This is a genomic window from Burkholderia sp. Bp8984, from assembly GCF_003853755.1.
Lineage (GTDB): Bacteria > Pseudomonadota > Gammaproteobacteria > Burkholderiales > Burkholderiaceae > Burkholderia.
The window spans coordinates 429,481-452,144 of the sequence record NZ_QTQN01000001.1 but is presented as its reverse complement, the minus strand read 5'-3'; the positions used below and the strand labels follow the sequence as shown (position 1 = coordinate 452,144).

Genomic DNA, 22,664 nt, shown 5'->3' with positions numbered 1-22,664 from the left:
GGCGGATCTGAACGATCAGTCGGCGATGGGCTGCGGCGCACGGCGCCGCTGCCAGTTTCTTTCACTGAAATGCAGATAGAGCAGGCCGGGCAGGCCGAGCGCGAGTTCGCGCGCGCGCTTCGCGAGCGACAGCGCGAGCGCCGCGTCGGGCGGCAGGCCGACCAGCGGGGCGAGCAGCAGGTAACCGCCTTCCTGTGCACCGAGCGAGCCCGGGATCGCGAACGCCGCACCGCGAATCGCCTGGCCGACGCTCTCGAGCAGCAGCGCGTCGAGCCAGCTGACCGGGTGCCCGAGGAAGTGCAGCGCGAGCCACACTTCGGCGGTGCCGACGATCCAGCCGGCGAGGCTCAATGCGAAGGTCTTCGCGACCTTCGCGCGATCGCGGTACAGCGCGCCGACCGCGTCGTCGATCGCGTCCGCGCGGGTCGCGAGCGACGACCAGTCGCGCGGGCCGAGCAGCTTCGACGCGAGACGCAACCCGCGGCCGAACAGCCCGCGCCGCTGCGCCGCGTAGAACGCGACGGCCAGCGCGCCGAGCACGCCGGTGGCGATCAGCGCCGGCGTGCGCAGGTGAGCGACCGACTCGTGCGTCGCATACACGCTGAACGTGGCGATGCCGATCAGCGCGAACGCCATCTGCGCGAGCGCCTGCATCGTCGTGCTGACGGTGACCGCGGCGGCCGCATCGGCCATCCGCGTGCCGCGCTGCGCGAGGTGGCGCACCATCAGCACCGGGCCGCCGATCTGCCCGGCGGGCAGCAGGCTGTTCACCGATTCGCCGACCCAGCGCGCGCGCAGCGCGTTGCCGAGCTCGGCGCCCGGCTGGCCGCGGCGGAACATCACCGAGATCGCCAGCGCGTCGATCACGAGCGGGACGACGTGGAATGCCGCGACGAGCGCGAGGCCCCAGCCGGCCGCGAGGAACGTCGACGCGACCGCGCCGACGCCCTGCCACGCGAGCAGGGCGACGAACAGTGCCGTTCCGAGGGACAGCAGGATCAGGCCGGCGCGTGTCATGACCCGCTCGACCGGCGCGTAGCCAGCTGCTTGAACACCTGGCGGAAACCGAAATATGCGATCGCGTCCTTCATGTTCGAGATGAAGCGCTTCCACGGCCGCATGCCGGGGTTGGTCACGTATTCGAACGTGAGCGACACGCGCGTCTCGTTCTGGCCGAGCGGCGTGACGCGATGGCGCAGCTTGTCGCCGTCGAACAGCACGATGCCGCCGTCGGCGATCTGCACGGAACCCGGTTCGTCGGGCACGTCGGGATTGCGCGTATGCAGCTCGTAGTCGAGCCGGCACGACGACTCGTCGATCACGCCGATCAGCAGCGTGTAGCGGCGGCCGTCGTAATACGACGTGTCGTAGTGCCAGCCGATGTGGTCGCCCGGCTTCGTGTAGTAATACAGCGCATACGCATGCGGATCGTCGTCCGGCGACAGCATCAGCTTGTCGCCGGTGACCTTCTCGAGGAAGCCGATCAGCGCCTTCGAGCGGTACAGCTCCGCGATGTACGGCGCCTGCTCGTCGATCGTGTGCCGGCTCACGCTGCCGCCCTGCTTGTGGCCGGGCAGGTAATTGCGGTTCAGGCCGGCCTGCATCGCGCGGGCGGCGGCCGCGAGCTTCGCGTGTGCGTCGGCCGGCAGGAATGCGTCGAGGTACAGGAACGAGCCCTGGCGCGTGTAGTCGCCGCGCAGGCGGTCGAGGTCGAGACGGCCGACGCAGTCGGCCACGGTGCGATCGGGATCGGCCGCTGCCGCGCGCGCAGGCGCGGGGCGTGCCGGGCTCAGCACGGAGTCGTCGCGCGTGCTAGGAGTCATTTGGAAACCTGGATTTCGGTAGGGTTCTGCGGGAGATTGCCGCGGCGGACGATGCGCCACCAGTCGATCACGACCCACGCGGCGAACAGCGGGGCGCCGATCGATGCCGCGAGCAGGAACGGCTGCACGCCGTCGACGAGCGTCACGATCGGCAGCAGGTAGAGCACGTCTTCCGTCTCGAAGCCGCCGGCGAACGCCTGCTTGGTGCCGGCCTTGCCGGCGATCGATTCGATCCGCATGCGCAGGAAGAAGATCAGCGCGACGGCCGCGCCGGCCACCGCGCCGAGCAGCACCGGCGACGCGGCCATCTGGCCGCCCTGGGCGACGATGCCGAGGCCCATGCTGACGAACAGCGCGACCGTCACGAGCGCGTCGGCCGCGAGGTCGTAAAAGTGACCGATCTTGCTGGACTTGCCGCTGATGCGCGCGAGTTCGCCGTCGGTGTGGTCGACGAAGTTCGACAGCACGATCAGGAATGCCCCCGCGTTGATCCAGCCGAAGCCGCCTTGCGCGAGGCACCAGGCACCGGCGAGGCCGATCAGCAGACGAAGGGTAGTGAGGTGATTCGGGGTGACGGGCGTGTCGATCAGCGGGCGTACGAGCGAGCGCGCGAGCCGCGCATCCCAGGTGCGTGGCAGGGGCGGTTCGGAACGTGTGGCGGTTTTTCTTTGGTCCATCGGCGAAATATATACGGAATTGTAATTTGTTGCTTTTTATTCGATCAATGTCCTGACATACGGGAGTGTTACCGCGTATTCCGGACATCGCCCGGTTGCGAACCGGATGCGCGAAACGGCGTTCGCACAGGCGGGCCTTACCAGCTTCAGTGTGGTTCGCGTCGCGCGGCTGTCAAGGGCGGACGGGCCTTGCGCGCGGGCGCGGCGGCGCTCCGCGCGCGTCGTCGCGTTGATGTGCATCAGGCCCGCGAAAGCCGCGTCGGGCGACAATCGGCCGCGGCGGTCGCCGATCGGCCGTCGCGTGCGGATTCCCCGCGTTTACGCGATCAATCCGGGAAGATATCGATCGATTGCCGTTCAGCAGCTTGCAATCCGGGCGCGGCAAACTGGCGGTCCGCTTTCGCGTACCTTTCGAGCGGATTCGATGCGCGGCCGCGCCCTGTCACAGAACGGCCGTTCGATACCCGGCGCATTCGGCAAGTATCTTTTGCATTCAACGGACATTTCGCGGCGATGGCCTCTGCGATACTCCGACCGTGCCCGTGGTGCCGGGCCGCCCCTCGCGGCCCCAAGGGCTTCGCGTCGCCCAGGAGACACCCCCCGCGACGTCAACGACAGACCAAAAGCGTCAGATATACAGCCATGTCTTCTTCACGCATCCTCGCTCCCGCCCTGCGTTCGCTCGTCCGCACCGCCGACGAAGCCGCCGCGCTGATCCGCCCCGGCATGACCGTCGCCATGAGCGGCTTCACCGGTTCCGGCTATCCGAAGGCCGTGCCCGCCGCGCTCGCCGCCCACATCGACGCGGCCCACGCGCGCGGCGAGGACTTCCGGATCAACGTGCTGACCGGCGCATCGACCGCGCCGGAACTCGACGGCGCGCTCGCCCGCACCAACGGCATCTCGATGCGCCTGCCGTACCAGTCCGACCCGACGCTGCGCGACAAGATCAACAACGGCGAAGTCGACTACCAGGACGTCCACCTGAGCCACGTCGCGCAATACGCATGGTTCGGGCTGTACGGCGACCTCGACGTCGCGATCGTCGAAGTCGCGGGTATCCGCGAGGACGGGCTGCTGATTCCGTCCGCGTCGATCGGCAACAACAAGACGTGGCTCGAGCAGGCGAAGCACGTGATCCTCGAAGTCAACGCGCGTCAGCCGCTCGGCCTCGACGGGATGCACGACGTCTATTACGGCACCGCGCTGCCGCCGCACCGCAAGCCGATTCCGCTGACGAAAAGCGACGACCGGATCGGCGAGCCGTACCTGCGCTGCCCGGCCGAGAAGATCGTCGCGATCGTCGAGACCGACGCGCCGGACCGCAGCAACGCATTCTCTGCGCCGGACGCCACGTCGAAGCAGATCGCGCTGCAACTGATCGACTTCCTGCGCCACGAGGTGAAGCGCGGCCGCCTGCCTGAAAACCTGCTGCCGCTGCAGTCGGGCGTCGGCAACATCACGAACGCGGTGCTCGCGGAACTCAGCTCCGCCGGCTTCTCGAACCTGACCGCGTACACCGAAGTGATCCAGGACGGCATGCTCGACCTGCTCGACGACGGCACGTTGAGCTTCGCGTCGGCCACGGCGTTGTCGCTGAGCCCGGCCGCGGTGCAGCGCTTCGCGGACGAGATCGCGACGTTCCGCGAAAAGATCCTGCTGCGCCCGCAGGAGATCAGCAACCATCCGGAACTCGTGCGCCGCCTCGGCTGCATCGCGATGAACGGGATGATCGAGGCCGACATCTACGGCAACGTGAACTCGACGCACGTGATGGGCACGAAGATCCAGAACGGCATCGGCGGCTCGGGCGACTTCGCGCGCAACGGCTACCTGTCGTGCTTCATGTCGGCGAGTACCGCGAAGGGCGGCGCGATCTCGCGGATCGTGCCGATGGCGAGCCACGTGGACCATACGGAGCACGACGTCGCGGTGGTCGTCACCGAGCAGGGGCTCGCCGACCTGCGCGGCCTGTCGCCGAAGCAGCGCGCGCGCAAGATCATCGCGACCTGCGCGCATCCCGACTACCGGCCGATGCTCGAGGACTACTTCGAGCGCGCGTCGCGCGAGAGCTTCGGCAAGCACACGCCGCATCTGCTCGCCGAGGCGCTGTCGTGGCACGAGCGCTATGTGCGCACCGGGACGATGAAGGCCTGACGTCGCGGCCCGCGGCGGGCAGGTGCCCGCCGCACTGAGTCAATCCATCGCCGCGTGCGCGACGTCGACGCTCGCCGTTTTCTGCGGCGGCCGGATCAGCAGCAACAGCGGGATCATCAGCAGCGTCGCGACGAACATCAGCTTGAAGTCGTTCAGGTAGGCGATCATCGCGGCCTGCTGGTTGATCGTGCGGTCGAGCAGCGCGATGTCGACGTGGCTGCCGGCCATCGCCTGCACGGCCGGGTCGAACGGCGTGATGTGGGTCGCGAGGTCGGCATGCGCGACCTGCGTGTTGCGCGTCATCAGCGTCTGGACGATCGAGATGCCGATACTGCTGCCGATGTTGCGCATCAGGCTGTAGGTGGCCGTGCCGTCCGCGCGCAGCTCGGGCTGCAGCGTCGAGAACGACAGCGCGCTCAGCGGCACGAACACGAGCCCCAGGCCGAAGCCCTGGACCACCCCGGGCCACACGATGTCCGCCTCGGACAGCACGATCGTGTACTGCATCATCTGCCACAGCGCGAGCGCGGAAATCGCCAGCCCGGCGAGCAGCAGCGCCCGCGCGTCCACGTATTTCAGCAATCGTCCGACGAACAGCATCGCGATCATCGTGCCCGCGCCGCTCGGCGCGGTGACGAGCCCCGTCGTCGCGACCGGATAGCCCATCAGGTTCTGCAGCATCGGCGGCAGCAGCGCGCGCGTTGCGTACAGCACCGCGCCGACGACGAAGATGAACAGCGTGCCGGTCGCGAAGTTCGGGTCGCGCAGCAATTCCGACTTGAAGAACGAGGCCTTGCCGACGGTCGCCGTATGCACGAGGAAGAACGCGAAGCTCAGCGCCGCGACGAGCGCCTCGATGCGGATCTCGTACGAACCGAACCAGTCGAGCTGTTCGCCGCGGTCGAGCATCGCCTGGAACGCACCGATCGCGAGCGCGAGCGTCGCGAAGCCGAACGCGTCGAATTTCACGTGCGGGCGCGGCGCGCGCGCGGGCAGGAAGGTCAGCACGCCCGCCAGTGCGAACGCGCCGATCGGCACGTTGATGAAGAACACCCAGCGCCAGTTGTAGCTGTCGGTGAGCCAGCCGCCGAGCGTCGGACCGAGGATCGGGCCGACCATCACGCCCATCCCCCAGATCGCCATCGCCTGGCCCTGTTTCTCGCGCGGGTTGATGTCGAGCAGGATCGACTGCGACAGCGGCACCAGCGCAGCGCCGAACACGCCTTGCAGCAGCCGCGCGCCGACGATCTGCACGAGCGACTCGGACAGCCCGCACAGCGCGGACGCGATCGTGAAGCCCGCGATCGAGATCGTCAGCAGCCGTTTCATGCTGAGCCGGTCGGACAGCCAGCCGGTCAGCGGCGTCGCGATCGCCGCGGCGACGATGTAGGAAGTCAGTACCCAGGTGATTTCGTCCTGCGACGCGGACAGCGTGCCCTGCATGTGCGGCAGCGCGACGTTCGCGATCGTGCTGTCGAGCGTCTGGATCAGCGTCGCGAGCATGATCGACAGGGTCAGCATCGGCCGATTGAGGGCGGGCGGCGAGGCGGGGGCGTCGGCGGCGGGATTCAAGCGGGTGTCTCCGTGGGGCGGTCGCCGTGGGCGGCGATCCGGTATGGCTCGAATTATAAGCATGCTTATTATGTTTGTGCTCATCGCTTGATCCGAGCCGGGGGTCATTCGCGGCCTGCCCCTATAATCGCCGCATGGACAAGACCTACGAGAACCGGATCGGTTACCTGATTTCCGACGTGGCCCGCCTGCAAGGACGCCTGTTCGACCGGCGCGCGAAGCGCATCGGGCTGACGCGCGCGCAAAGCCGCGTGCTCGCGTACCTGACATGGAAGGGCGAGATGAATCAGGCGCGGCTCGCGGAATGGCTCGAGATCACGCCGATCTCGTTGACGCGGCTGCTCGACCGGATGGAAAGCTGCGGGTGGATCGAACGCATCGCGAACGACGACGATCGCCGCGCGTTCGTGATCCGGCTGACCGACAAGTCGCGCGAGATCTTTCCGCAGATGCTGGAAGTGGGCGACACCGTCACCGACGACGGGCTGCGCGGTTTCACGCGCGACGAGCGCGACACGCTCGTGCGCCTGCTCGGGCGCGTGCGTCACAACCTGATCGACAGCGGCGGCGAATGACGCGGGCGCGGGCGCGGCGCCGCCGAATCGGCCGGCAACGGCGGGGCGGCTGCGACAACGGCGGGGCGGTCCGGGCTTGTGTCGGAGGGGGCGGGCCGCTATCTTGCAACCTCAAGTTCACTTGAGATCAAGCATGAGCCGTCTGGACATCGCCGATGTCGCGCGCCGCTCGGGATTGCCCGCGTCGACGCTGCGCTACTACGAGGAAAAGGGATTGATCGTGCCGACCGGCCGTCACGGGCTGCGGCGCCAGTATGACGAATCGGTGCTGGAGCGCCTGGCGTTGATCGCGCTCGGCCGCGAGGCCGGCTTTTCGCTGGACGACATCGTCGCGATGTTCGGCGCGGACGGCCGGCTCGCGCTCGATCGCGCGAAACTCGACGACAAGGCCGACGAGCTCGACCGCACGATCCGCCGTCTCGGCGCGGTGCGCGATGCGTTGCGACATGCGGCCGTGTGCCCGGCGCCGAGTCATCTCGAGTGTCCGTCGTTCCGCAAGCTGCTGCGCATCGCCGCGCATCGTCATCCGGTGCGCCGCACGAAGACGGACGGCACGTAAGCGGTCAAGCGGTCCGGTTTGCCGGAACGGCGCGCGCGGGCGGGCGGCGGGGCGGCCGTACCGCGGCGGCCGGCGCCCCCGAGCGGATCATCCCGCGTAATACACACGACACTCCATCTCGCGTCCGCGCACGATGCGCTTGCCGACGAGCGAGCCGAGCGTTTCGGTGACGACCGTCCTCTGGTACTCGCATTGCAGCGCATCGTAGAAGTAGAGCGCGACCCAGTCGGCGGTGCGGGTGGACTCCTGCGGGCGAACGGGATACGGGCACAGCGCGGTGAAATGCCAGCCGCCTTTCGTCATGTGCATCACGGGCGGCTGAACGCTCAGGTCCGCGTTCAGCCGACGCGACACGAGCGTGGGCAGGATGCCGGCGGCGGCCTTGTTGCGGTACAGGCGGTCGATATACAGCAGCAGCTCGACCGGCGGCTCCGTGCCGAGATCGGCGTTGCGCGCGTGGCCTTGCCAGCGCCGGCGCCGGGTCAGCACGTCGTCGAGCGCCGCGCGGATGCCGGCCGCGCGACGCGGGCCGACGCCCGCGATCGCTTCGAGCTGGCCGCTGCGGGCCGCGCGTTCGAGATCCTCGAGCGTATCGATGTGCAACTGGTCGTGAATCCGCAGCGCGAGCGCGTGGCCGATGCCCGGCACGGCTTCGAATGCGGACGCGCGCTCCGCGTCGCCGCGCAGCCGGTCGAGCAGGCGCCAGCGTCCGGTCACCAGCAGTTCGGCGATCGCCTGGGCGACGCCCGTGCCGATCTCCGGCAGTGCGGCGAGCGAATCGACGCCGCCCGCGTCGAAGCGGGTGCGGATGCCGTCTTCGAGCGAGGCGATCGTGTCGGCCGACGCGCGGTAGGCGGCAACCCGATAAGGATTCGCCCCCTGTTCGGCAAGCAACTGCGCGGCTTCGCGCAGGCAGGCCGCGATTTGCCGGTTTTCCTCGTGTGTCTGGCCGATGGTCGTTTGCATGTGCGGAGCCCGGGGATGTGCAAACGGAATGGACACGGCGGATAACGCGCCGGTCGCATTTTTTTATTTCAACACATTGTCAGGGCCGGCGACGAACAAAACTTGATGTGCATCAATAGCAAACGTTGCACAGGCGGAAGCGGGCCGCGCACGTTCGTGCCGGGTCGCGGCACGAACGTGCGATGCGTCACGCTTCGAGGAACGTCTGCGCGCCTTCCGCCTCCGCGGCCGTGCGCAGCGCGGCGAGCGCGCGCTTCTCGATCTGCCGCACGCGTTCGCGCGACATGCCCGCGTCCTGCGCGATCGCGTCGTAGGTGTCGGGCTCGGCGCCGCCGAGGCCGAACCGGCGGCGCAGCACGTCGGCCTCGGCCGGCGTGACCGAGCGCAGCAGCGACGTCACGCATTCGCGCATCCGCGTGTCGGCCAGCTGCTCGAACGGGCTCGCCGATGCCTGGTCCTCTATCAGGTCGACGAGGCCGGCGTCCGCGTCGGGCAGCGGCGTGTCGAGCGACACCGGCTCGGCAGGGAGCGTGAGCACCGCGCGCAGCTTGTCCTCGGCGAGCCCGGTTTCGGCCGCGAGTTCGGCCGGCGTCGCGCGCCGGCCGGTGCGCTGGCGGAAGCGCAGTGCGTGCCGATGCACGCGCTGGTACTGGTCGCCGACGTGCACCGGTACGCGGATCGTGCGCGCGCGATCGGCCACCGCGCGCGCGACCGCCTGCCGGATCCACCAGGTCGCGTAGGTCGAGAACTTGAAGCCGCGCCGGTATTCGAACTTCTCGATCGCGCGCATCAGGCCGAGGCAGCCGTCCTGCACGAGGTCGGGCAGGTCGACGCCGCGGTTCATGTACTTGCGCGCGATCGACAGCACGAGCCGCAGGTTCGCCTCGAGCATCGCGCGCGTACCGTCGCGCACCTTCTGCTGGCCGTCGCTCAGCGCGGCGCCGAGCGCACGCCGCGCGACCGTGTCGAAGCACGCGGCGTCGGTGCCCGCGGCGGCGTCCGTCGCGGCGTCGACCGGCGCGGCGGCCAGTGCGCGCACGACGCGGCTTGCGTCGTCGACGGCCGGTGCCACCCACGCGAGCGAACCGAGCAGCGCGGCCAGGCGGTTGCGCGCGTCGCGGTATTCGGCCGAGCGGCAGCCCTGCGCGTGCAATGCGCGGCGCACGGCCGTCACCGCGTCCTGCAGCGTGTCGTAGCGTGCAGGCACCGGTGCGTTGCCTTCGCCGTCGCCGATGTCATCGCCTTCGTTGGCGGCCGCGCCGGTTGCGCCCGTCGCGCCGTGGCGCGCGAGCAGCGCCTCGACGGCCGCCGGACAGCCGGCGAGCGCGTGCAGGATCTGATGGCGGCCCGTTTCGATCTCGCGGGCCAGCACGATTTCGTCCTCGCGCTTGAGCAGGGGCACCGCATGGATGCGCCGCATGTAGAGCGCGAGCGGATCGGTCGATGCGCTCGTGCCGCGGGCCAGATCGCCGAGCAGCGCACGGCCCTCGTCGAGCGCGTCGCGATCGACGTCGACCGGCGCCGCGCCCGCGAACGGCACCGGCGCGGCCGGCTCGTCGAGCACGGCGATGCCGATGTCTGCGAGCGCGGCGCGCACGACGTCCAGCGCGTCGGGGCTGTCGCTTTCCGGCGGCAGCGCGTCGACGAGGTCGGCGTGCGTCAGATAACCCTGTTCGCCGGCGAGCGCCAGCAGCTGGATGATCGGATCGAGGGGCGTGTCCGCCCGAAGCGTGGGGCGTGGCGTAGTCATGTCGATGACGGCGTGAGCCGCGTTCCTGTCTGGGCGGGCCGAAGTCCGCGGGTTTCAGGCTCCCGGAGGCCGCGAACGCCCGTCCGCGCCGGCCAGCCTGACTCGATATTCAAGTTGAGGGCATTTGCGTCAACTTCAACGTCGGCGCGGCTGACGCGCGAGCATGCGGCATGCCCGCCCGGTTGCGACCCGGATTCGACCCGTGGAAACAAAAAGTAACGGATCAAACCCGCAGAAATATGCGGGGGACGTAAGCTAGAGTCAGGCGCGCGCCACGCAGCGACGCGCGGATTCCTTCGGAGCATGAAATGAACCCGATTTCCGCCGCGAGGCCTGCCGTCATGGCACTGGCCATGCTCGCGCTGAGCGGTTGTTATTACACGAGCCCGTACGGCTATGCGCCGTATTACGCACCCGCGCCTGCCACGGTTTCGCAGCGCGAACTCCCGGCAGCGCCGGCAAATGCCGGGCCGGTTGCCCCGTCGACACCCGCGGTGCCGGCCGTGCCGCCGCCGGCGGACGATTACGCCGACGCGCCGGCTCCGGTATATGCCGCGCCGGTCTATGTGCCTTACCCGGCCTACTATCCCGCGTATTACCCGGGCTGGTACGGGCCGCCCGTCACGATCGGCCTCGGCTTCTGGGGGCATTGGGGCGGCGGCTACCGCGGCGGGTACTGGCGCCGTCCCTGGGGCGGCGGCCACTGGGGAGGCGGGCATTGGGGCGGGGGCCATCGACATTGACCGACGCGCGGCGGCACCGCGCGGGAGAGCAACATGAGCAACACGATCATCCGAAGACTGTGCGTCGTCCTGTTCGGTCTCGCCGCGATACCGGGCCTCGCCGACGCGCAAAGCAGCGCCTATACGAATTCCGGGGCCGAAATCTATGCGGGGCCGGCGCCCGATTATCCGGTCGTCGCGGAGGTCCCGCCCGGCACCGCGCTGGACGTGTTCGGCTGCCTGAGCGATTACTCATGGTGCGACGTCGCGCTGCCGGGCGTGCGCGGCTGGATCGACGCGGAGCAGCTCGACTATCCGTATCAGGGCAATTACGTGCCGTTGCTCGAATACGGCGCGATCATCGGCGTGCCGGTGACCGGGTTCGCGATCGGCGCGTACTGGGATCGCTACTACCGCCACCGGCCGTGGTTTCACGATCGCGACCGCTGGGAGCATCGTGCCGAGCCGCGCATCGGCCCCGGCGGGATGCCGCCGGCCTACGGGCGCCCGCAGCCGGGCGGGCCGGTTCAGCGCGCGCCGGGCGGCGAGCCGCCCGAGCGGCATGATGCACGGCCGTCGGCCACGCGCGGCGGCTGGAACGGCCCGAACCGCGCGCCGGCGCCGCAGGCCGCGCCCGCGCAGATGCCTGGCGCGGCTGCCCGTCAGCCGGCGCCACCGCCGCCATCGTCACCGCCCGCACCGGGCGGTGGCGCGGCCCGGATGATGGTGCCGCCGACGCATCAGGGTGGTGGGGGTTACGGCGGCGCACGGCCGCAGGGCGGCGGAAACGGCGGCGGGAACCACGGCGGTGGCGGCGGTGGGGGGAGCAGCGACGAGTTTCGCCGTTGACCGGCCGACGGCAGCGGTGCCGCGGCCCTTGGCCTGCGCCGGACGAAAAACGGATCGGCCGGCCCGCTCACCACGCCCCTGCAAGCCTGTTCCTGGAAAAACGAAACCCCACGCTCCGAAAAACGTGGGGTTCGTCAGCAGTCCGATGCCGCTCCGGAGAGCGGCTCCCGATCGAGGCGGGCGGGCCCGTCGTGCGGCCCGCCGCCGCGCGTCAGTCGTCGAGCAGCGACAGGTCGCGCACGGCGCCCTTGTCGGCCGACATCACCAGCTTCGCATAGGCCTTCAGCGCGGCGGACACCTTGCGCGGGCGCGGTTGCGCCGGTTTCCAGCCCTTCGCGTTCTGCTCCTCGCGGCGCCGTGCGAGCTCCTCGTCCGAAACGAGCACGTCGATCGTGCGGTTCGGGATGTCGATGCGGATCTTGTCGCCGTCGCGCACGAGGCCGATCGCGCCGCCCGCCGCCGCTTCCGGCGAGCAGTGACCGATCGACAGGCCCGACGTGCCGCCCGAGAAGCGGCCGTCGGTCAGCAGCGCGCATGCCTTGCCGAGGCCCTTCGACTTGATGTAGCTCGTCGGGTACAGCATTTCCTGCATGCCGGGGCCGCCCTTCGGGCCTTCGTAGCGGACAATCACGACGTCGCCGGCCTTGACCTTGTCGTTCAGGATGTTCTCGACCGCTTCGTCCTGCGACTCGGTCACGTGGGCCGAGCCCTCGAACACGAGGATGCTTTCATCGACGCCGGCCGTCTTCACCACGCAGCCGTCGAGCGCGATGTTGCCGGTCAGCACGGCGAGGCCGCCTTCCTTCGAGAACGCATGCTCGTACGAGCGGATGCAGCCTTCGGCGCGGTCGAGGTCGAGGCTCGGCCAGCGCGTGTCCTGGCTGAACGCGACCTGCGTCGGGATCCCGGCCGGGCCGGCCAGGTAGAACGTGCGGACCGCTTCGTCTTCGGTGCGGACGATGTCCCACTGGTCGAGCGCGTCCTTCAGCGACGGCGCGTGCACGGTCGGCACGTCGGTGTGCAGCTTGCCGGCGCGGTCGAGCTCGCCGAGGATCGCCATGATGCCGCCGGCACGGTGCACGTCCTCGATGTGGTACTTGTTCGTGTTCGGCGCGACCTTGCACAGCTGCGGCACGCTGCGCGACAGGCGATCGATGTCCTTCATCGTGAAGTCGATGCCGGCTTCCTGCGCGATCGCCAGCAGGTGCAGGATCGTGTTGGTCGAACCACCCATCGCGATGTCGAGCGTCATCGCGTTCTCGAACGCCTTGAAGCCGACCGAGCGCGGCAGCACGCGCAGGTCGTCCTGCTCGTAGTGCTGGCGGGTCAGCTCGACGATGCGGCGGCCGGCGCGCTTGAACAGCTGCTCGCGATCGGCGTGCGTCGCGACGACCGTGCCGTTGCCGGGCAGCGACAGGCCGAGCGCTTCGGTCAGGCAGTTCATCGAGTTCGCGGTGAACATGCCCGAGCACGAACCGCAGGTCGGGCACGCCGAACGTTCGACTTCGGCGACGTCGGCATCCGAATACGACTGGTCGGCCGCGATCACCATCGCGTCGACGAGGTCGAGCTTCTTCAGTTCGATGGCCTTGGTGACCGGGTTCGCGAGTCGCGTCTTGCCGGCTTCCATCGGGCCGCCCGACACGAAGATCACCGGGATGTTCAGGCGCATCGCGGCCATCAGCATCCCCGGCGTGATCTTGTCGCAGTTCGAGATGCAGACCATCGCGTCCGCGCAGTGCGCGTTCACCATGTACTCGACCGAGTCGGCGATGATGTCGCGGCTCGGCAGCGAGTAGAGCATGCCGTCATGGCCCATCGCGATGCCGTCGTCGACCGCGATCGTGTTGAATTCCTTCGCGACGCCGCCGGCGGCCTCGATCTCGCGCGCGACGAGCTGGCCGAGATCCTTCAGGTGCACGTGCCCGGGCACGAACTGCGTGAACGAGTTGACGACCGCGATGATCGGCTTCGAGAAATCGTCGTCTTTCATGCCGGTGGCGCGCCACAGCGAGCGCGCACCTGCCATGTTGCGGCCGGCGGTGGAAGTTTTGGAACGGTATGTGGGCATGGTATGGCTGAAGAAATATCGCGGAAAAGGGTGGAGGCACGGGAATAAAGGCCTCTCGCGCGCCCGTGCGAACAACCTCTTGAGCTGCGCCCTGGGCAAACTCGGCGATTATCCCACAGCCGCCGGGCGTGCGGCGCCCGCGGGCGAGGGCGCGGGTGGCGTGGTGCGCCGGACAGCGCTTCGGTGCGCCGAGCGTGAAGGCGAACCGGGCGCACCAGGCACGAAGGCGGACGCCGGCCATCGCCGGCGGAGCCGGGCGGCGGCGTCATCGCCCGTTCTGCCGACGATGAAGCCGTGCGCCGTACCCGCCGATCGCGCGTCAGTCGAGCAGCGTCAGGATTTCGTCGTACAGCGCCTGCGGAATCCGCACGCCGTGCGCGATGCTGCGCGCGCGGGCATCGAAGCGCCGTTGCGACGGCAGCCGCGCGCCTTGCCCGGTGATCGACGCGAACATCCGCTCTCCGCGCGCGAGGCCCGCGTCGAGCTCGTCGCCGAGGAACACCTTCGGGTCGAACGCGATCACGAGTTCGCCGTGGCACGGCGTCGCGCCGACGCCTTCGTCGAAATCCATCGACTCCTGGCTCGTCATGTCGCCGATCAGCGCGCCGCCGAGCAGTTCGACCATCGCCGCGAGCGCCGAACCCTTGTGCCCGCCGAAGGTGCGCATCGCACCCTGCAGCGCGGCCTTCGGGTCGGTGGTCGGCTGGCCATCGGCGTCGATCGCCCAGTGCGGCGGGATCGCCTTCCCCTGTTTCGCATGCAGCTCGATGTCGCCGCGCGCGATCGCGCTGGTCGCGAAATCGAACACGAACGGCACGCCGTCCGGGCGCGGCCACGCGAATGCGATCGGGTTGGTGCCGAACACCGGTTCGCGGCCGCCTTCCGGCGCGACCCAGCTGTGGCTCGGGTTCATCGCGATGCCGGCCAGCCCCTCGGCGGCGATCGCCTCGACCTCGGGCCACAGCGCCGAGAAGTGGTAGCAGCGGTTGATCGTCATCGCGGCGATCCCGTGCTGCTTCGCCATCTCGACGAGCACCGGCAGGCCGGTCTCGAAGCTCAGCAACGAGAAGCCGCGATGCGCGTCGACCGAGACGATCGACGACGACAGCCGGCGCAGCGTCGGCACCGCCTGCGGATCGACCTTGCCTTTCTTCAGCGAGCGCACGCACACGAGCAGCCGGTACACGCCGTGCGAGTGGCACTCGTCGCGCTGGCCCTGCGTGATCACGCTGGCGATCGCCTGCGCGTGCGCAGCGGACATCCCGTGGTGCGTCAGCACCCGTAGCGCGAGTGCGTACACCTCGTCGAGCGACAGGACGACTTCGGCGAGCGGCTCAGACATCGCGCGCTTCCCGCGGCGCGGGCACGCCGTCGATGCGTTGCGGCACGTTCAGCGGGTTGCCGTTGCGGATGGCGTCCGGCAGCAGCGCGTCCGGCACGTCCTGGTACGACACGGGGCGCAGGAACCGCTCGATCGCGCGTGCGCCGACCGACGTCGTGCGCGTGTCGGACGTGGCCGGGAACGGGCCGCCGTGCACCATCGCATGACCGACCTCGACGCCCGTGCCGAAGCCGTTGACGAGAATGCGGCCGGCCTTGCGCTCGAGCGTCGGGCGCAGCGCGGCGAACAGCGCGGCGTCGCCGTCGGCGAGATGCGCGGCGATGGTCAGCTGGCCTTCGAGCGACTTCAGCACGTGATGCAGCGTGTCGGCATCCGGGCAGCGCACGATCAGCGACGCGGGGCCGAACACTTCGTCGCGCAGTTCGGGGTGGGCGATGAACGCGTCCGCCGACGTCGCGAACAGCGCCGCGCGCGCCTGGTAGCGGCCGCCTTCCACGCCTTCCGCGAGCAACTCGACCGCGTCGTGCGCGCGCAGGGTGGCCACGCCTTGCGCATAGCTCGCGTGGATGTGCGGCGTCAGCATCGTCTGCGCGGCGGTCGCCTGCACGGCGGTGGCCGCCGCGGCTTCGAACGCGCGCAGCGCGGGGCCGTCGACCGCGAGCACGAGGCCCGGGTTCGTGCAGAACTGGCCGGCGCCGAGGGCGAGCGACGCGACGAACTGCGGCGCGATCGTGTCGTGGCGCGCGTCGAGCGCGGCCGGGAACAGCAGCACCGGGTTGATCGAGCTCATTTCCGCATAGACCGGAATCGGCTCGTGGCGCGCGGCCGCGATGTTCATCAGCGCGACGCCGCCGCGGCGCGAGCCGGTGAAACCGACGGCCTTGATGCGCGGATCGGCGACGAGCGCCTGGCCGATTTCACGCGACGCATCGAACAGCAGCGAGAACACGCCGGCCGGCAGCCCGCATTCGCGCACGGCCTGCTGGATCGCACGGCCGACGAGCTCGGACGTGCCCGGGTGCGCGGAGTGCGCCTTGACAATCACCGGGCAGCCGGCCGCGAGTGCCGATGCCGTATCGCCGCCCGCGACCGAGAACGCGAGCGGGAAGTTCGACGCGCCGAACACGGCGACCGGCCCGATCGCGACGTTGCGCAGGCGCAGGTCGACGCGCGGCAGCGGCTTGCGGTCGGGGCGGGCCGGGTCGATGCGCGCATCGACGTAGCCGCCGTCGCGCACGAGCGACGCGAACAGCGCGAGCTGGCCAACCGTGCGGCCGCGTTCGCCTTCGATGCGTGCGCGCGGCAGCCCCGTTTCGGTGACGCAGCGCTCGATCAGGTCGTCGCCGAGCGCCATGATGTTGCGGCCGATCGCGTCGAGAAACGCGGCGCGTTGCTCGGGGCCCGTTTCGCGATACGTGTCGAAGGCTTCGTCTGCGAGCGCGCAGGCCGTCTCCAGGTCGTGCAGGCTCGCGCCGCCGAACGCGGGCTCGAGCGGTTCGCCGGTCGCGGCGGCGATCGCGTGAAGGGTGCCGTTCTGTCCGGCGACGGCCGACTGGCCGATCAGGAGCTGACCTGTGAGTTGCATGGTTCTTCCTCGGAAAATGCGGGGCCGGACGTGATGCGCCCGGCCGGAGTGGAAAGGGGAAAGCGGGTGCGTCAGTCTTCGTCGTCTTCGAGCTGCAGCTTGTCGGAACGGATGCCGGTGTTGGCGCCCCAGTAGAAGATCACGAGCGCGACGGCCGCGACGACGACCGTGTCGTACGGATGCGCGAGCTGGCCCGTGCCGCCGAAGCCGCCGAAGTACGACAGCACGATCATGGCCGCGTAGAACGCGATCAGCCACGCGGACGAGCGCACCTGTTCGGCGATGCTCAGGTGCGCGGTCGGCACCCAGCGGCGGCACGCGAGATAGATCACGAACATCACGATCTGCAGGCCGAGCAGCCAGGACACCGTGCTCCAGCCCGACCAGTAGACGATCAGCGCGGCGATCACGAACGACGCGGGGCCGGTGATGCCGAACGCCACCGCGCGGAACGGCCGCGGCAGGCCGGGCGCGGTGCGGCGCAGCGCGGCGACCGACACGGGCGCGACCGCGTAGCTCAGCACGAGCGCGGCCGACACGATGTTGATCAGCGCTTCCCACGACGGGAACGGCATGGTCCAGAAGATCGCGAGGCCGAACGTGAGCCACAGGCCCGCGCGCGGGATGCCCGACGCTTCGTCGACACGCGTGAACACCTTGAAGAACGTGCCCGTCTTCGCCCAGCCGTAGACGACGCGCGGCGTCGCGTTCATGTAGATGTTGCCGCAGCCGCTCGGCGAGATCATCGCGTCGGCCACCACCATCACCGCGAGCCAGCCCACGCCGAGTGCGAGCGCGATGTCGCGGTACGGCAGCGAGAAGGCCTTGCTCACGTCGTGCCAGCCGGCGGCGAGCATGTCGGTCGGGATGCTGCCGATGAAGGCGAGCTGCAGCAGCACGTAGATCAGCGTGGACAGCAGGATCGACAGGATCAGCGCGATCGGGATCGTGCGCTGCGGATTGCGCACTTCGCTCGCGACCGACACGATCGGCGTGAGGCCGAGGTACGCGAAGATGATGCCGCCGGCCGACACGGCCATCTCGATGCCCGGCATGCCGAACGGCGCGAAGCCGTGCATGGTCAGGTTGGCGGGCTTGAAGAACGTGAACAGCACCGCGATCACCGACAGCGGCACGATGAACTTGAAGATGCTGATGATGTTGTTCGCCTTCGCGAACGTCTTCACGCTCGAATAGTTCAGGTAAAAGAACAAGCACAGCAGCGCGGCCTGCACGAGCCAGCCGAGCGTGGTCGGGTCGCTCGAGCCGGCCTTGGTGAGACCGGGAAACCACGCGGCCGCATATTGGCGCGCGGCGACCACTTCGATCGCGATCAGGCTCGAGAACGCGATCAGCGTGATGAAGCCCATCAGGTAGCCGAGCAGCGGGCCGTGCGAGAACACCGGGTAGCGGACCACGCCGCCCGCGCGCGGCAGCGCGGCGCCGAGCTCGCAGTAGACGATACCGAGCAGCAGCACCGCGAAGCCGCCGAGCAGCCACGAGAAGATGCCGGCCGGGCCGGCGATCGTCGACACGTGACTCGCGGCGAACAGCCACCCCGAACCGAAAATCGCGCCGAGGCCGATGAACGTCAGGTCGGTCAGCGACAACTGCTTCTTGAATTTGCCGTGACCGCCGTCGGCGGGCACGGAACGGGAAAGCGGGACGGACGGGTGTGTGTTGCCTTGGCCTGGCATGGGTTTGTCTCCTGGGAAATATCGGTGCAGGTGTGGCTTGCGCTGCGCTCCGACGGGGCAGCGGCGCAACACCTGCCGGCCGGCGTGCGACCGGTTCGAGCGACCGGCGCGGGCCGGGGGCCGTTCATGCGCGGCGCGGGTTGGCGCCGCAGCGAACGGCCCGCGCGAGCCATGCCGGACCGGAAGCGGCGATGCGACGGGGGATGCCGTTGCACCGCCGGGGGGGAAATCGGTCGGCGCGGTCAGCGGTTCGCCCGATTCCGATCGGCGCGGCGCGCGGCGTCGAAAGCGATGGAAGCGCCCGGTGCGAACCGGTTGCTGAGGGCGGGGAAAACTCCGGTCCGCTGGATGGCGTTTCGGCTCACTGCAATCTCCTGCTTCGTATCGGTCGACGACAGGCGTGTCGACGTGCAACCAGTATCGCCGTGCAAACACCCATCACGCTTGAGCCGGATCGCGGAGCAAAATGACGAAATCGGCATAGTGGCCGGAAGGGCCGCGAAGGGTGCTTCGCACTATGCCGATTTCGTCGCCGTCCTTATCGAAAAGCCACAAGCGGACGGACGCGCGACGGAGGAAGCTATGCTCTTTTCCCCACATCGGACGGCTCATGATGAAGCGCATCCAGATCATCGATTCGCACACGGGCGGCGAACCCACGCGGCTCGTCGTGTCCGGTTTCCCCTCGCTCGGCAACGGCACGATGGCCGAGCGCCGCGACGTGCTCGCGCGCGAGCATGATCGCTATCGCACCGCGTGCATTCTCGAGCCGCGCGGCAGCGACGTGCTGGTCGGCGCGCTGCTGTGCGAGCCCGTGTCGCCGGAGGCGGCGGCCGGCGTGATCTTCTTCAACAACAGCGGCTATCTCGGAATGTGCGGGCACGGCACGATCGGCGTCGTGCGCACGCTGCATCACATGGGCCGCATCGAGCCGGGTGTGCACCGGATCGAAACGCCGGTCGGCACCGTCGAGGCGACGCTGCACGACGACCTGTCGGTCAGCGTGCGCAACGTGCTCGCGTATCGCCATGCGAAGGCCGTCGATGTCGACGTGCCGGGCTACGGCCCCGTGAAGGGCGACATCGCGTGGGGCGGCAACTGGTTCTTCCTGATCAGCGATCACGGCCAGCGCGTGGCCGGCGACAACGTTGCGGCGCTTACCGCCTATTCGTCCGCGGTGCGCGCGGGGCTCGAGCGCGCGGGCATCACCGGCGCGAACGGCGGCGAGATCGACCATATCGAACTGTTCGCTGACGATCCCGAGCACGACAGCCGCAGCTTCGTGCTGTGCCCGGGCCACGCGTACGACCGTTCGCCGTGCGGCACCGGCACGAGCGCGAAGCTCGCGTGCCTCGCGGCCGACGGCAAGCTCGAGCCGGGCGTCGTGTGGCGGCAGGCGAGCGTGATCGGCAGCGTGTTCCAGGCGAGCTATGCGCAGGCCGACGGCGGCATCGTGCCGACGATCCGCGGCAGCGCGCACCTCAGCGCGGAAGCGACGCTGCTGATCGAGGAAGACGATCCGTTCGGCTGGGGCATCGTGTCGTGAGCGAAATCAGGACCGACGTCGTCGTGATCGGCGCCGGCATCGTCGGCGCGGCGTGTGCGCACGAACTCGCGCAGCGCGGGCTGCGCGTGCTCGTCGTCGATGACGCGAGCGGCGGCGCAACCGGCGCCGGCATGGGGCACCTCGTCGCGATGGACGACAACGCGGCGGAGCTCGCGCTGAGCCATTACTCGATCGAGCTGTGGCGCGCGCTCGCCGGCGAGATGCCGGAAGGCTGCGCGTACCGCAACTGCGGCACGCTGTGGCTCGCGGCCGATTCCAGCGAGATGGACCTCGCGCGCACCAAGCAGGCGACGCTCGCCGCACATGGCGTCGCGGGCGAACTGATCGATGCGGCGACGCTCGCGCAACTCGAGCCGATGCTGCGCGCGGGCCTCGGCGGCGCGCTGAAGATCCCCGGCGACGCGATTCTCTATGCGCCCGTCGCCGCGAGCTGGCTGCTGCAGCGCGCGCCGGGCATCACGTTGCGGCGCGAGCGCGCGGTGGCGGTCGATGGTCCGAGCGTGACGCTCGCGAGCGGTGACACGCTGCACGCGGAACGCGTGGTCGTCGCGAACGGCGTCGCCGCGCGCACGCTGTTGCCCGAGTTGCCGCTGCGCCCGAAGAAGGGGCATCTGCTGATCACCGATCGTTATCCGGGCCGGGTGTCGCATCAGCTCGTCGAACTAGGCTATGCGGCGAGCGCGCATGCGAGCGACGGCACGTCGGTCGCGTTCAACGTGCAGCCGCGGCCGACCGGCCAGCTGCTGATCGGCTCGTCGCGCCAGTTCGATACCGAGGACGCGCGCATCGAGCCGCCGGTGCTCGCGCGGATGCTGCGCCGCGCGGCCGGCTATTTGCCCGACCTGGCCGATCTGAACGGGATTCGCGCATGGACGGGTTTCCGTTCCGCGAGCCCCGACGGCCTGCCGCTGCTCGGCGAACATCCGGCGCGGCCGGGCGTATGGCTCGCGGTCGGGCACGAAGGGCTGGGCGTGACGACCGCGCCGGGCAGCGCGCGGCTCGTCGCCGCATTGATGACCGGCGAGCGGCCGCCCATCGACATCGAACCGTATTTGCCGGGACGTTTCCTGACGACGTCCCCCGTAGCTGGAGCGCTGACATGAAACGACCCCCACGCACACTTCGTTCGCCATCGACCGGAGTTGGCGCTTCAGCGCTTGCCCCGGTCCCATGCAAGGCGCCCCCCGCGGGGGCGGCCCGCCGGAGGCTCACATGATCATTCATCTGGACGGCCGCGCGCTGACGGTGGCCGACGGTGCGACCGTCGCGGCCGCCGTCGCGGCGAGCGGTGACGACACGACGCGCGTGTCGTGCACGGGTGCGGCGCGCGCGCCGTTTTGCGGTATGGGCATCTGCCAGGAGTGCAGGATGACGATCGACGGCCGCCGCCGCCTGGCCTGCCAGACGCTGTGCCGCGACGGGATGCGGGTGGAGCGCACGCGATGAGCACGGCGAAACAGGAAAGACTGAGCGTCGACGTCGCGATCGTCGGCGCGGGCCCGGCCGGGCTGTCGGCGGCGCAGGCCGCCGCACGAAGCGGTGCGACGGTCGCGATCGTCGACGACAATCCGCGCGCGGGCGGGCAGATCTGGCGCCAGGCGGCGGCCGCGATGCCGGTGCCGGCCGCGGCGGAACGCCTGGCCGTGCTGCGTCAGCCGAACGTCACGCATCTTGCGGCCACGCGCATCGTGGCCGAAACGCAGCCGGGCACGCTGCTGCTCGAGGACGACGAGCGCGGCTTCCTGCTCGAATTCCACACGCTGATCGTGTGTTGCGGTGCGCGCGAGCTGCTGCTGCCGTTCCCGGGCTGGACGCTGCCGGGCGTGACCGGCGCGGGCGGCCTGCAGGCCCTGATCAAGTACGGCCTCGACGTGCGCGGGCAGCGCACGGTGATCGCCGGCAGCGGCCCGCTGCTGCTCGCGAGCGCGGCGACGGCCCGTCAGGCCGGCGCGCAGGTGTCGCACGTGCTCGAACAGGCGGCGTGGAGCGACGTGGCCGGTTTCGGCGCGGGGCTTTGGCGCTGGCCGTCGAAACTCACGCAGGCGGCGAAGCTCGTCACGGCAGCCTACCGGCCCAATGCCTACGTCGTCGAGGCGTTCGGCGACAAGCGGCTCGAACGCGTGCGGATCCGGCAGGGCGAGCGAGAGTTCGAGGTCGACTGCGACAGGCTCGCGTGCGGCTTCGGCCTCGTGCCGAACACCGTGCTGCCGAGCCACCTCGGCTGCCGGATAGAAAACGGCGCGGTGGTGGTCGACGCGCATCAGCGCACGAGCCGCGACGGCTGTTTCGCGGCGGGCGAGTGCACGGGTGTCGGCGGCAGCGAACTGGCGATCGTCGAAGGCGAGATCGCCGGCTATGCGGCCACCGGACAGACGGCGCCGCTGGCCGCGCTGGTTGCGCGGCGTGCGCACTGGCAGGCGTTCGCGGATGCGGTGCGCGAGCGCTTCGCGATACGCGAGCCGATCCGCAAGCTCGCGCGGCCCGACACGCTGCTGTGCCGTTGCGAGGACGTGCGCTTCGACGCGGTCGCAGACGCGGCCGCGCCTGCGCCGGGCTGGACGGCCGCGAAGCTGCAGACGCGCTGCGGGATGGGCGCATGCCAGGGCCGCGTGTGCGGCGCGGCCGCGCAGGCGCTGTTCGGCTGGACGCCGCCGGTGCCGCGCACGCCGCTCGTGCCCGCGCGAGTCGGCACGCTGATGCTGGACGACATCGCGTCCTGCGACGGCGGCTGATGCGCCACGGCGCAGCGCCC

The 22,664-nt window shown here is 69.7% G+C and carries 19 protein-coding genes; 9 read left to right on the top strand and 10 right to left on the bottom strand.

What is annotated here, in order from left to right:
- Positions 1–15: 15 nt before the first annotated feature.
- The 3 genes from DID98_RS01940 to DID98_RS01930 are packed head-to-tail and all read right to left on the bottom strand — an operon-like array spanning position 16 to position 2,500.
- A complete protein-coding gene (locus DID98_RS01940; RefSeq protein ID WP_044843986.1) occupies positions 16–1,017 on the bottom strand; it encodes an HpnL family protein in 1,002 nt (333 codons plus the stop codon).
- Positions 1,014–1,823 carry a 2OG-Fe(II) oxygenase gene (locus DID98_RS01935; RefSeq protein WP_124485033.1) on the bottom strand — a complete coding sequence of 270 codons (810 nt, stop codon included), beginning with the start codon at positions 1,821–1,823 and terminating at the stop codon, positions 1,014–1,016. The genes DID98_RS01940 and DID98_RS01935 overlap by 4 nt, the downstream gene beginning before the upstream one ends.
- Positions 1,820–2,500, bottom strand: coding sequence for a CDP-alcohol phosphatidyltransferase family protein (locus DID98_RS01930; RefSeq protein ID WP_124485032.1), 681 nt, complete (start codon positions 2,498–2,500; stop codon positions 1,820–1,822). The genes DID98_RS01935 and DID98_RS01930 overlap by 4 nt, the downstream gene beginning before the upstream one ends.
- A gap of 642 nt (positions 2,501–3,142) precedes the next feature.
- On the opposite strand from DID98_RS01930, the gene DID98_RS01925 reads away from it, so the two are divergent.
- Positions 3,143–4,657 (top strand): acetyl-CoA hydrolase/transferase family protein, encoded by a 1,515-nt coding sequence (locus DID98_RS01925; protein ID WP_044843989.1) that lies wholly within the window; start codon positions 3,143–3,145, stop codon positions 4,655–4,657.
- A 39-nt stretch (positions 4,658–4,696) separates the two neighbouring features.
- Here the strand turns inward: DID98_RS01925 and DID98_RS01920 are convergent, their stop codons facing one another.
- Positions 4,697–6,229, bottom strand: coding sequence for a DHA2 family efflux MFS transporter permease subunit (locus DID98_RS01920; protein ID WP_124485030.1), 1,533 nt, complete (start codon positions 6,227–6,229; stop codon positions 4,697–4,699).
- A 134-nt stretch (positions 6,230–6,363) separates the two neighbouring features.
- Here DID98_RS01920 and DID98_RS01915 point away from each other — a divergent pair, with 134 nt between their 5' ends.
- Complete coding sequence (locus tag DID98_RS01915; RefSeq protein ID WP_124485029.1) at positions 6,364–6,804, top strand: MarR family winged helix-turn-helix transcriptional regulator; 441 nt, start codon at positions 6,364–6,366, stop codon at positions 6,802–6,804.
- 133 nt (positions 6,805–6,937) lie between these two features.
- Positions 6,938–7,363: a helix-turn-helix domain-containing protein gene (locus DID98_RS01910; protein WP_044843992.1), complete on the top strand. Its 426-nt coding sequence runs from the start codon at positions 6,938–6,940 to the stop codon at positions 7,361–7,363.
- An 87-nt stretch (positions 7,364–7,450) separates the two neighbouring features.
- On the opposite strand, the gene DID98_RS01905 is transcribed toward DID98_RS01910, so the two are convergent.
- Positions 7,451–8,329 (bottom strand): helix-hairpin-helix domain-containing protein, encoded by an 879-nt coding sequence (locus DID98_RS01905; RefSeq protein ID WP_124519678.1) that lies wholly within the window; start codon positions 8,327–8,329, stop codon positions 7,451–7,453.
- A 187-nt stretch (positions 8,330–8,516) separates the two neighbouring features.
- Positions 8,517–10,079, bottom strand: coding sequence for a sigma-70 family RNA polymerase sigma factor (locus DID98_RS01900; RefSeq protein WP_124519677.1), 1,563 nt, complete (start codon positions 10,077–10,079; stop codon positions 8,517–8,519).
- 308 nt (positions 10,080–10,387) lie between these two features.
- On the opposite strand from DID98_RS01900, the gene DID98_RS01895 reads away from it, so the two are divergent.
- Positions 10,388–10,822, top strand: coding sequence for a hypothetical protein (locus DID98_RS01895; protein WP_124519889.1), 435 nt, complete (start codon positions 10,388–10,390; stop codon positions 10,820–10,822).
- Between the two features lie 33 nt (positions 10,823–10,855).
- Positions 10,856–11,650 (top strand): SH3 domain-containing protein, encoded by a 795-nt coding sequence (locus tag DID98_RS01890; protein WP_124519675.1) that lies wholly within the window; start codon positions 10,856–10,858, stop codon positions 11,648–11,650.
- Positions 11,651–11,861: 211 nt separating this feature from the next.
- Here the strand turns inward: DID98_RS01890 and ilvD are convergent, their stop codons facing one another.
- The 4 genes from ilvD to DID98_RS01870 form a co-directional block, all read right to left on the bottom strand.
- Entirely contained in the window at positions 11,862–13,721 is a 1,860-nt protein-coding gene (gene ilvD, locus DID98_RS01885) for a dihydroxy-acid dehydratase (RefSeq protein ID WP_044842880.1), read from the bottom strand.
- Positions 13,722–14,040: 319 nt separating this feature from the next.
- Positions 14,041–15,063 carry an Ldh family oxidoreductase gene (locus DID98_RS01880; RefSeq protein ID WP_124519674.1) on the bottom strand — a complete coding sequence of 341 codons (1,023 nt, stop codon included), beginning with the start codon at positions 15,061–15,063 and terminating at the stop codon, positions 14,041–14,043.
- Entirely contained in the window at positions 15,056–16,648 is a 1,593-nt protein-coding gene (locus tag DID98_RS01875; RefSeq protein WP_124519673.1) for an aldehyde dehydrogenase (NADP(+)), read from the bottom strand. The genes DID98_RS01880 and DID98_RS01875 overlap by 8 nt, the downstream gene beginning before the upstream one ends.
- 71 nt (positions 16,649–16,719) lie before the next feature.
- On the bottom strand, positions 16,720–18,345 hold the full coding sequence (locus DID98_RS01870; protein WP_044842883.1) for an APC family permease: 1,626 nt from the start codon (positions 18,343–18,345) through the stop codon (positions 16,720–16,722).
- A 613-nt stretch (positions 18,346–18,958) separates the two neighbouring features.
- Between DID98_RS01870 and DID98_RS01865 the strand changes: the two genes are divergently transcribed.
- From DID98_RS01865 to DID98_RS01850, 4 genes are all read left to right on the top strand, one after another.
- The gene (locus tag DID98_RS01865) at positions 18,959–19,891 is read left to right on the top strand and encodes a 4-hydroxyproline epimerase (protein ID WP_124485087.1); all 933 of its coding nucleotides are present in this window, start codon (positions 18,959–18,961) and stop codon (positions 19,889–19,891) included.
- The gene (locus tag DID98_RS01860) at positions 19,888–21,015 is read left to right on the top strand and encodes an FAD-binding oxidoreductase (protein ID WP_124519672.1); all 1,128 of its coding nucleotides are present in this window, start codon (positions 19,888–19,890) and stop codon (positions 21,013–21,015) included. Before DID98_RS01865 ends, DID98_RS01860 begins: the two co-directional genes overlap by 4 nt.
- 109 nt (positions 21,016–21,124) lie before the next feature.
- Positions 21,125–21,358, top strand: a complete 234-nt coding sequence (locus DID98_RS01855) for a 2Fe-2S iron-sulfur cluster-binding protein (RefSeq protein WP_011658575.1) — start codon at positions 21,125–21,127, stop codon at positions 21,356–21,358.
- Positions 21,355–22,644 (top strand): FAD/NAD(P)-binding oxidoreductase, encoded by a 1,290-nt coding sequence (locus DID98_RS01850; RefSeq protein WP_124519671.1) that lies wholly within the window; start codon positions 21,355–21,357, stop codon positions 22,642–22,644. Before DID98_RS01855 ends, DID98_RS01850 begins: the two co-directional genes overlap by 4 nt.
- Positions 22,645–22,664: the final 20 nt, after the last annotated feature.

What these genes read in the sequence shown, in the direction of transcription:
- DID98_RS01865 (WP_124485087.1), top strand. Translation starts at nt 18,959, where the DNA reads ATGAAGCGCATCCAGATCATCGATTCGCACACGGGCGGCGAACCCACG.
- DID98_RS01930 (WP_124485032.1), bottom strand. Translation starts at nt 2,500, where the DNA reads ATGGACCAAAGAAAAACCGCCACACGTTCCGAACCGCCCCTGCCACGC.
- DID98_RS01855 (WP_011658575.1), top strand. Translation starts at nt 21,125, where the DNA reads ATGATCATTCATCTGGACGGCCGCGCGCTGACGGTGGCCGACGGTGCG.
- DID98_RS01910 (WP_044843992.1), top strand. Translation starts at nt 6,938, where the DNA reads ATGAGCCGTCTGGACATCGCCGATGTCGCGCGCCGCTCGGGATTGCCC.
- DID98_RS01905 (WP_124519678.1), bottom strand. Translation starts at nt 8,329, where the DNA reads ATGCAAACGACCATCGGCCAGACACACGAGGAAAACCGGCAAATCGCG.
- DID98_RS01915 (WP_124485029.1), top strand. Translation starts at nt 6,364, where the DNA reads ATGGACAAGACCTACGAGAACCGGATCGGTTACCTGATTTCCGACGTG.
- DID98_RS01875 (WP_124519673.1), bottom strand. Translation starts at nt 16,648, where the DNA reads ATGCAACTCACAGGTCAGCTCCTGATCGGCCAGTCGGCCGTCGCCGGA.
- ilvD (WP_044842880.1), bottom strand. Translation starts at nt 13,721, where the DNA reads ATGCCCACATACCGTTCCAAAACTTCCACCGCCGGCCGCAACATGGCA.
- DID98_RS01935 (WP_124485033.1), bottom strand. Translation starts at nt 1,823, where the DNA reads ATGACTCCTAGCACGCGCGACGACTCCGTGCTGAGCCCGGCACGCCCC.
- DID98_RS01895 (WP_124519889.1), top strand. Translation starts at nt 10,388, where the DNA reads ATGAACCCGATTTCCGCCGCGAGGCCTGCCGTCATGGCACTGGCCATG.
- DID98_RS01940 (WP_044843986.1), bottom strand. Translation starts at nt 1,017, where the DNA reads ATGACACGCGCCGGCCTGATCCTGCTGTCCCTCGGAACGGCACTGTTC.
- DID98_RS01850 (WP_124519671.1), top strand. Translation starts at nt 21,355, where the DNA reads ATGAGCACGGCGAAACAGGAAAGACTGAGCGTCGACGTCGCGATCGTC.
- DID98_RS01880 (WP_124519674.1), bottom strand. Translation starts at nt 15,063, where the DNA reads ATGTCTGAGCCGCTCGCCGAAGTCGTCCTGTCGCTCGACGAGGTGTAC.
- DID98_RS01870 (WP_044842883.1), bottom strand. Translation starts at nt 18,345, where the DNA reads ATGCCAGGCCAAGGCAACACACACCCGTCCGTCCCGCTTTCCCGTTCC.
- DID98_RS01900 (WP_124519677.1), bottom strand. Translation starts at nt 10,079, where the DNA reads ATGACTACGCCACGCCCCACGCTTCGGGCGGACACGCCCCTCGATCCG.
- DID98_RS01925 (WP_044843989.1), top strand. Translation starts at nt 3,143, where the DNA reads ATGTCTTCTTCACGCATCCTCGCTCCCGCCCTGCGTTCGCTCGTCCGC.
- DID98_RS01890 (WP_124519675.1), top strand. Translation starts at nt 10,856, where the DNA reads ATGAGCAACACGATCATCCGAAGACTGTGCGTCGTCCTGTTCGGTCTC.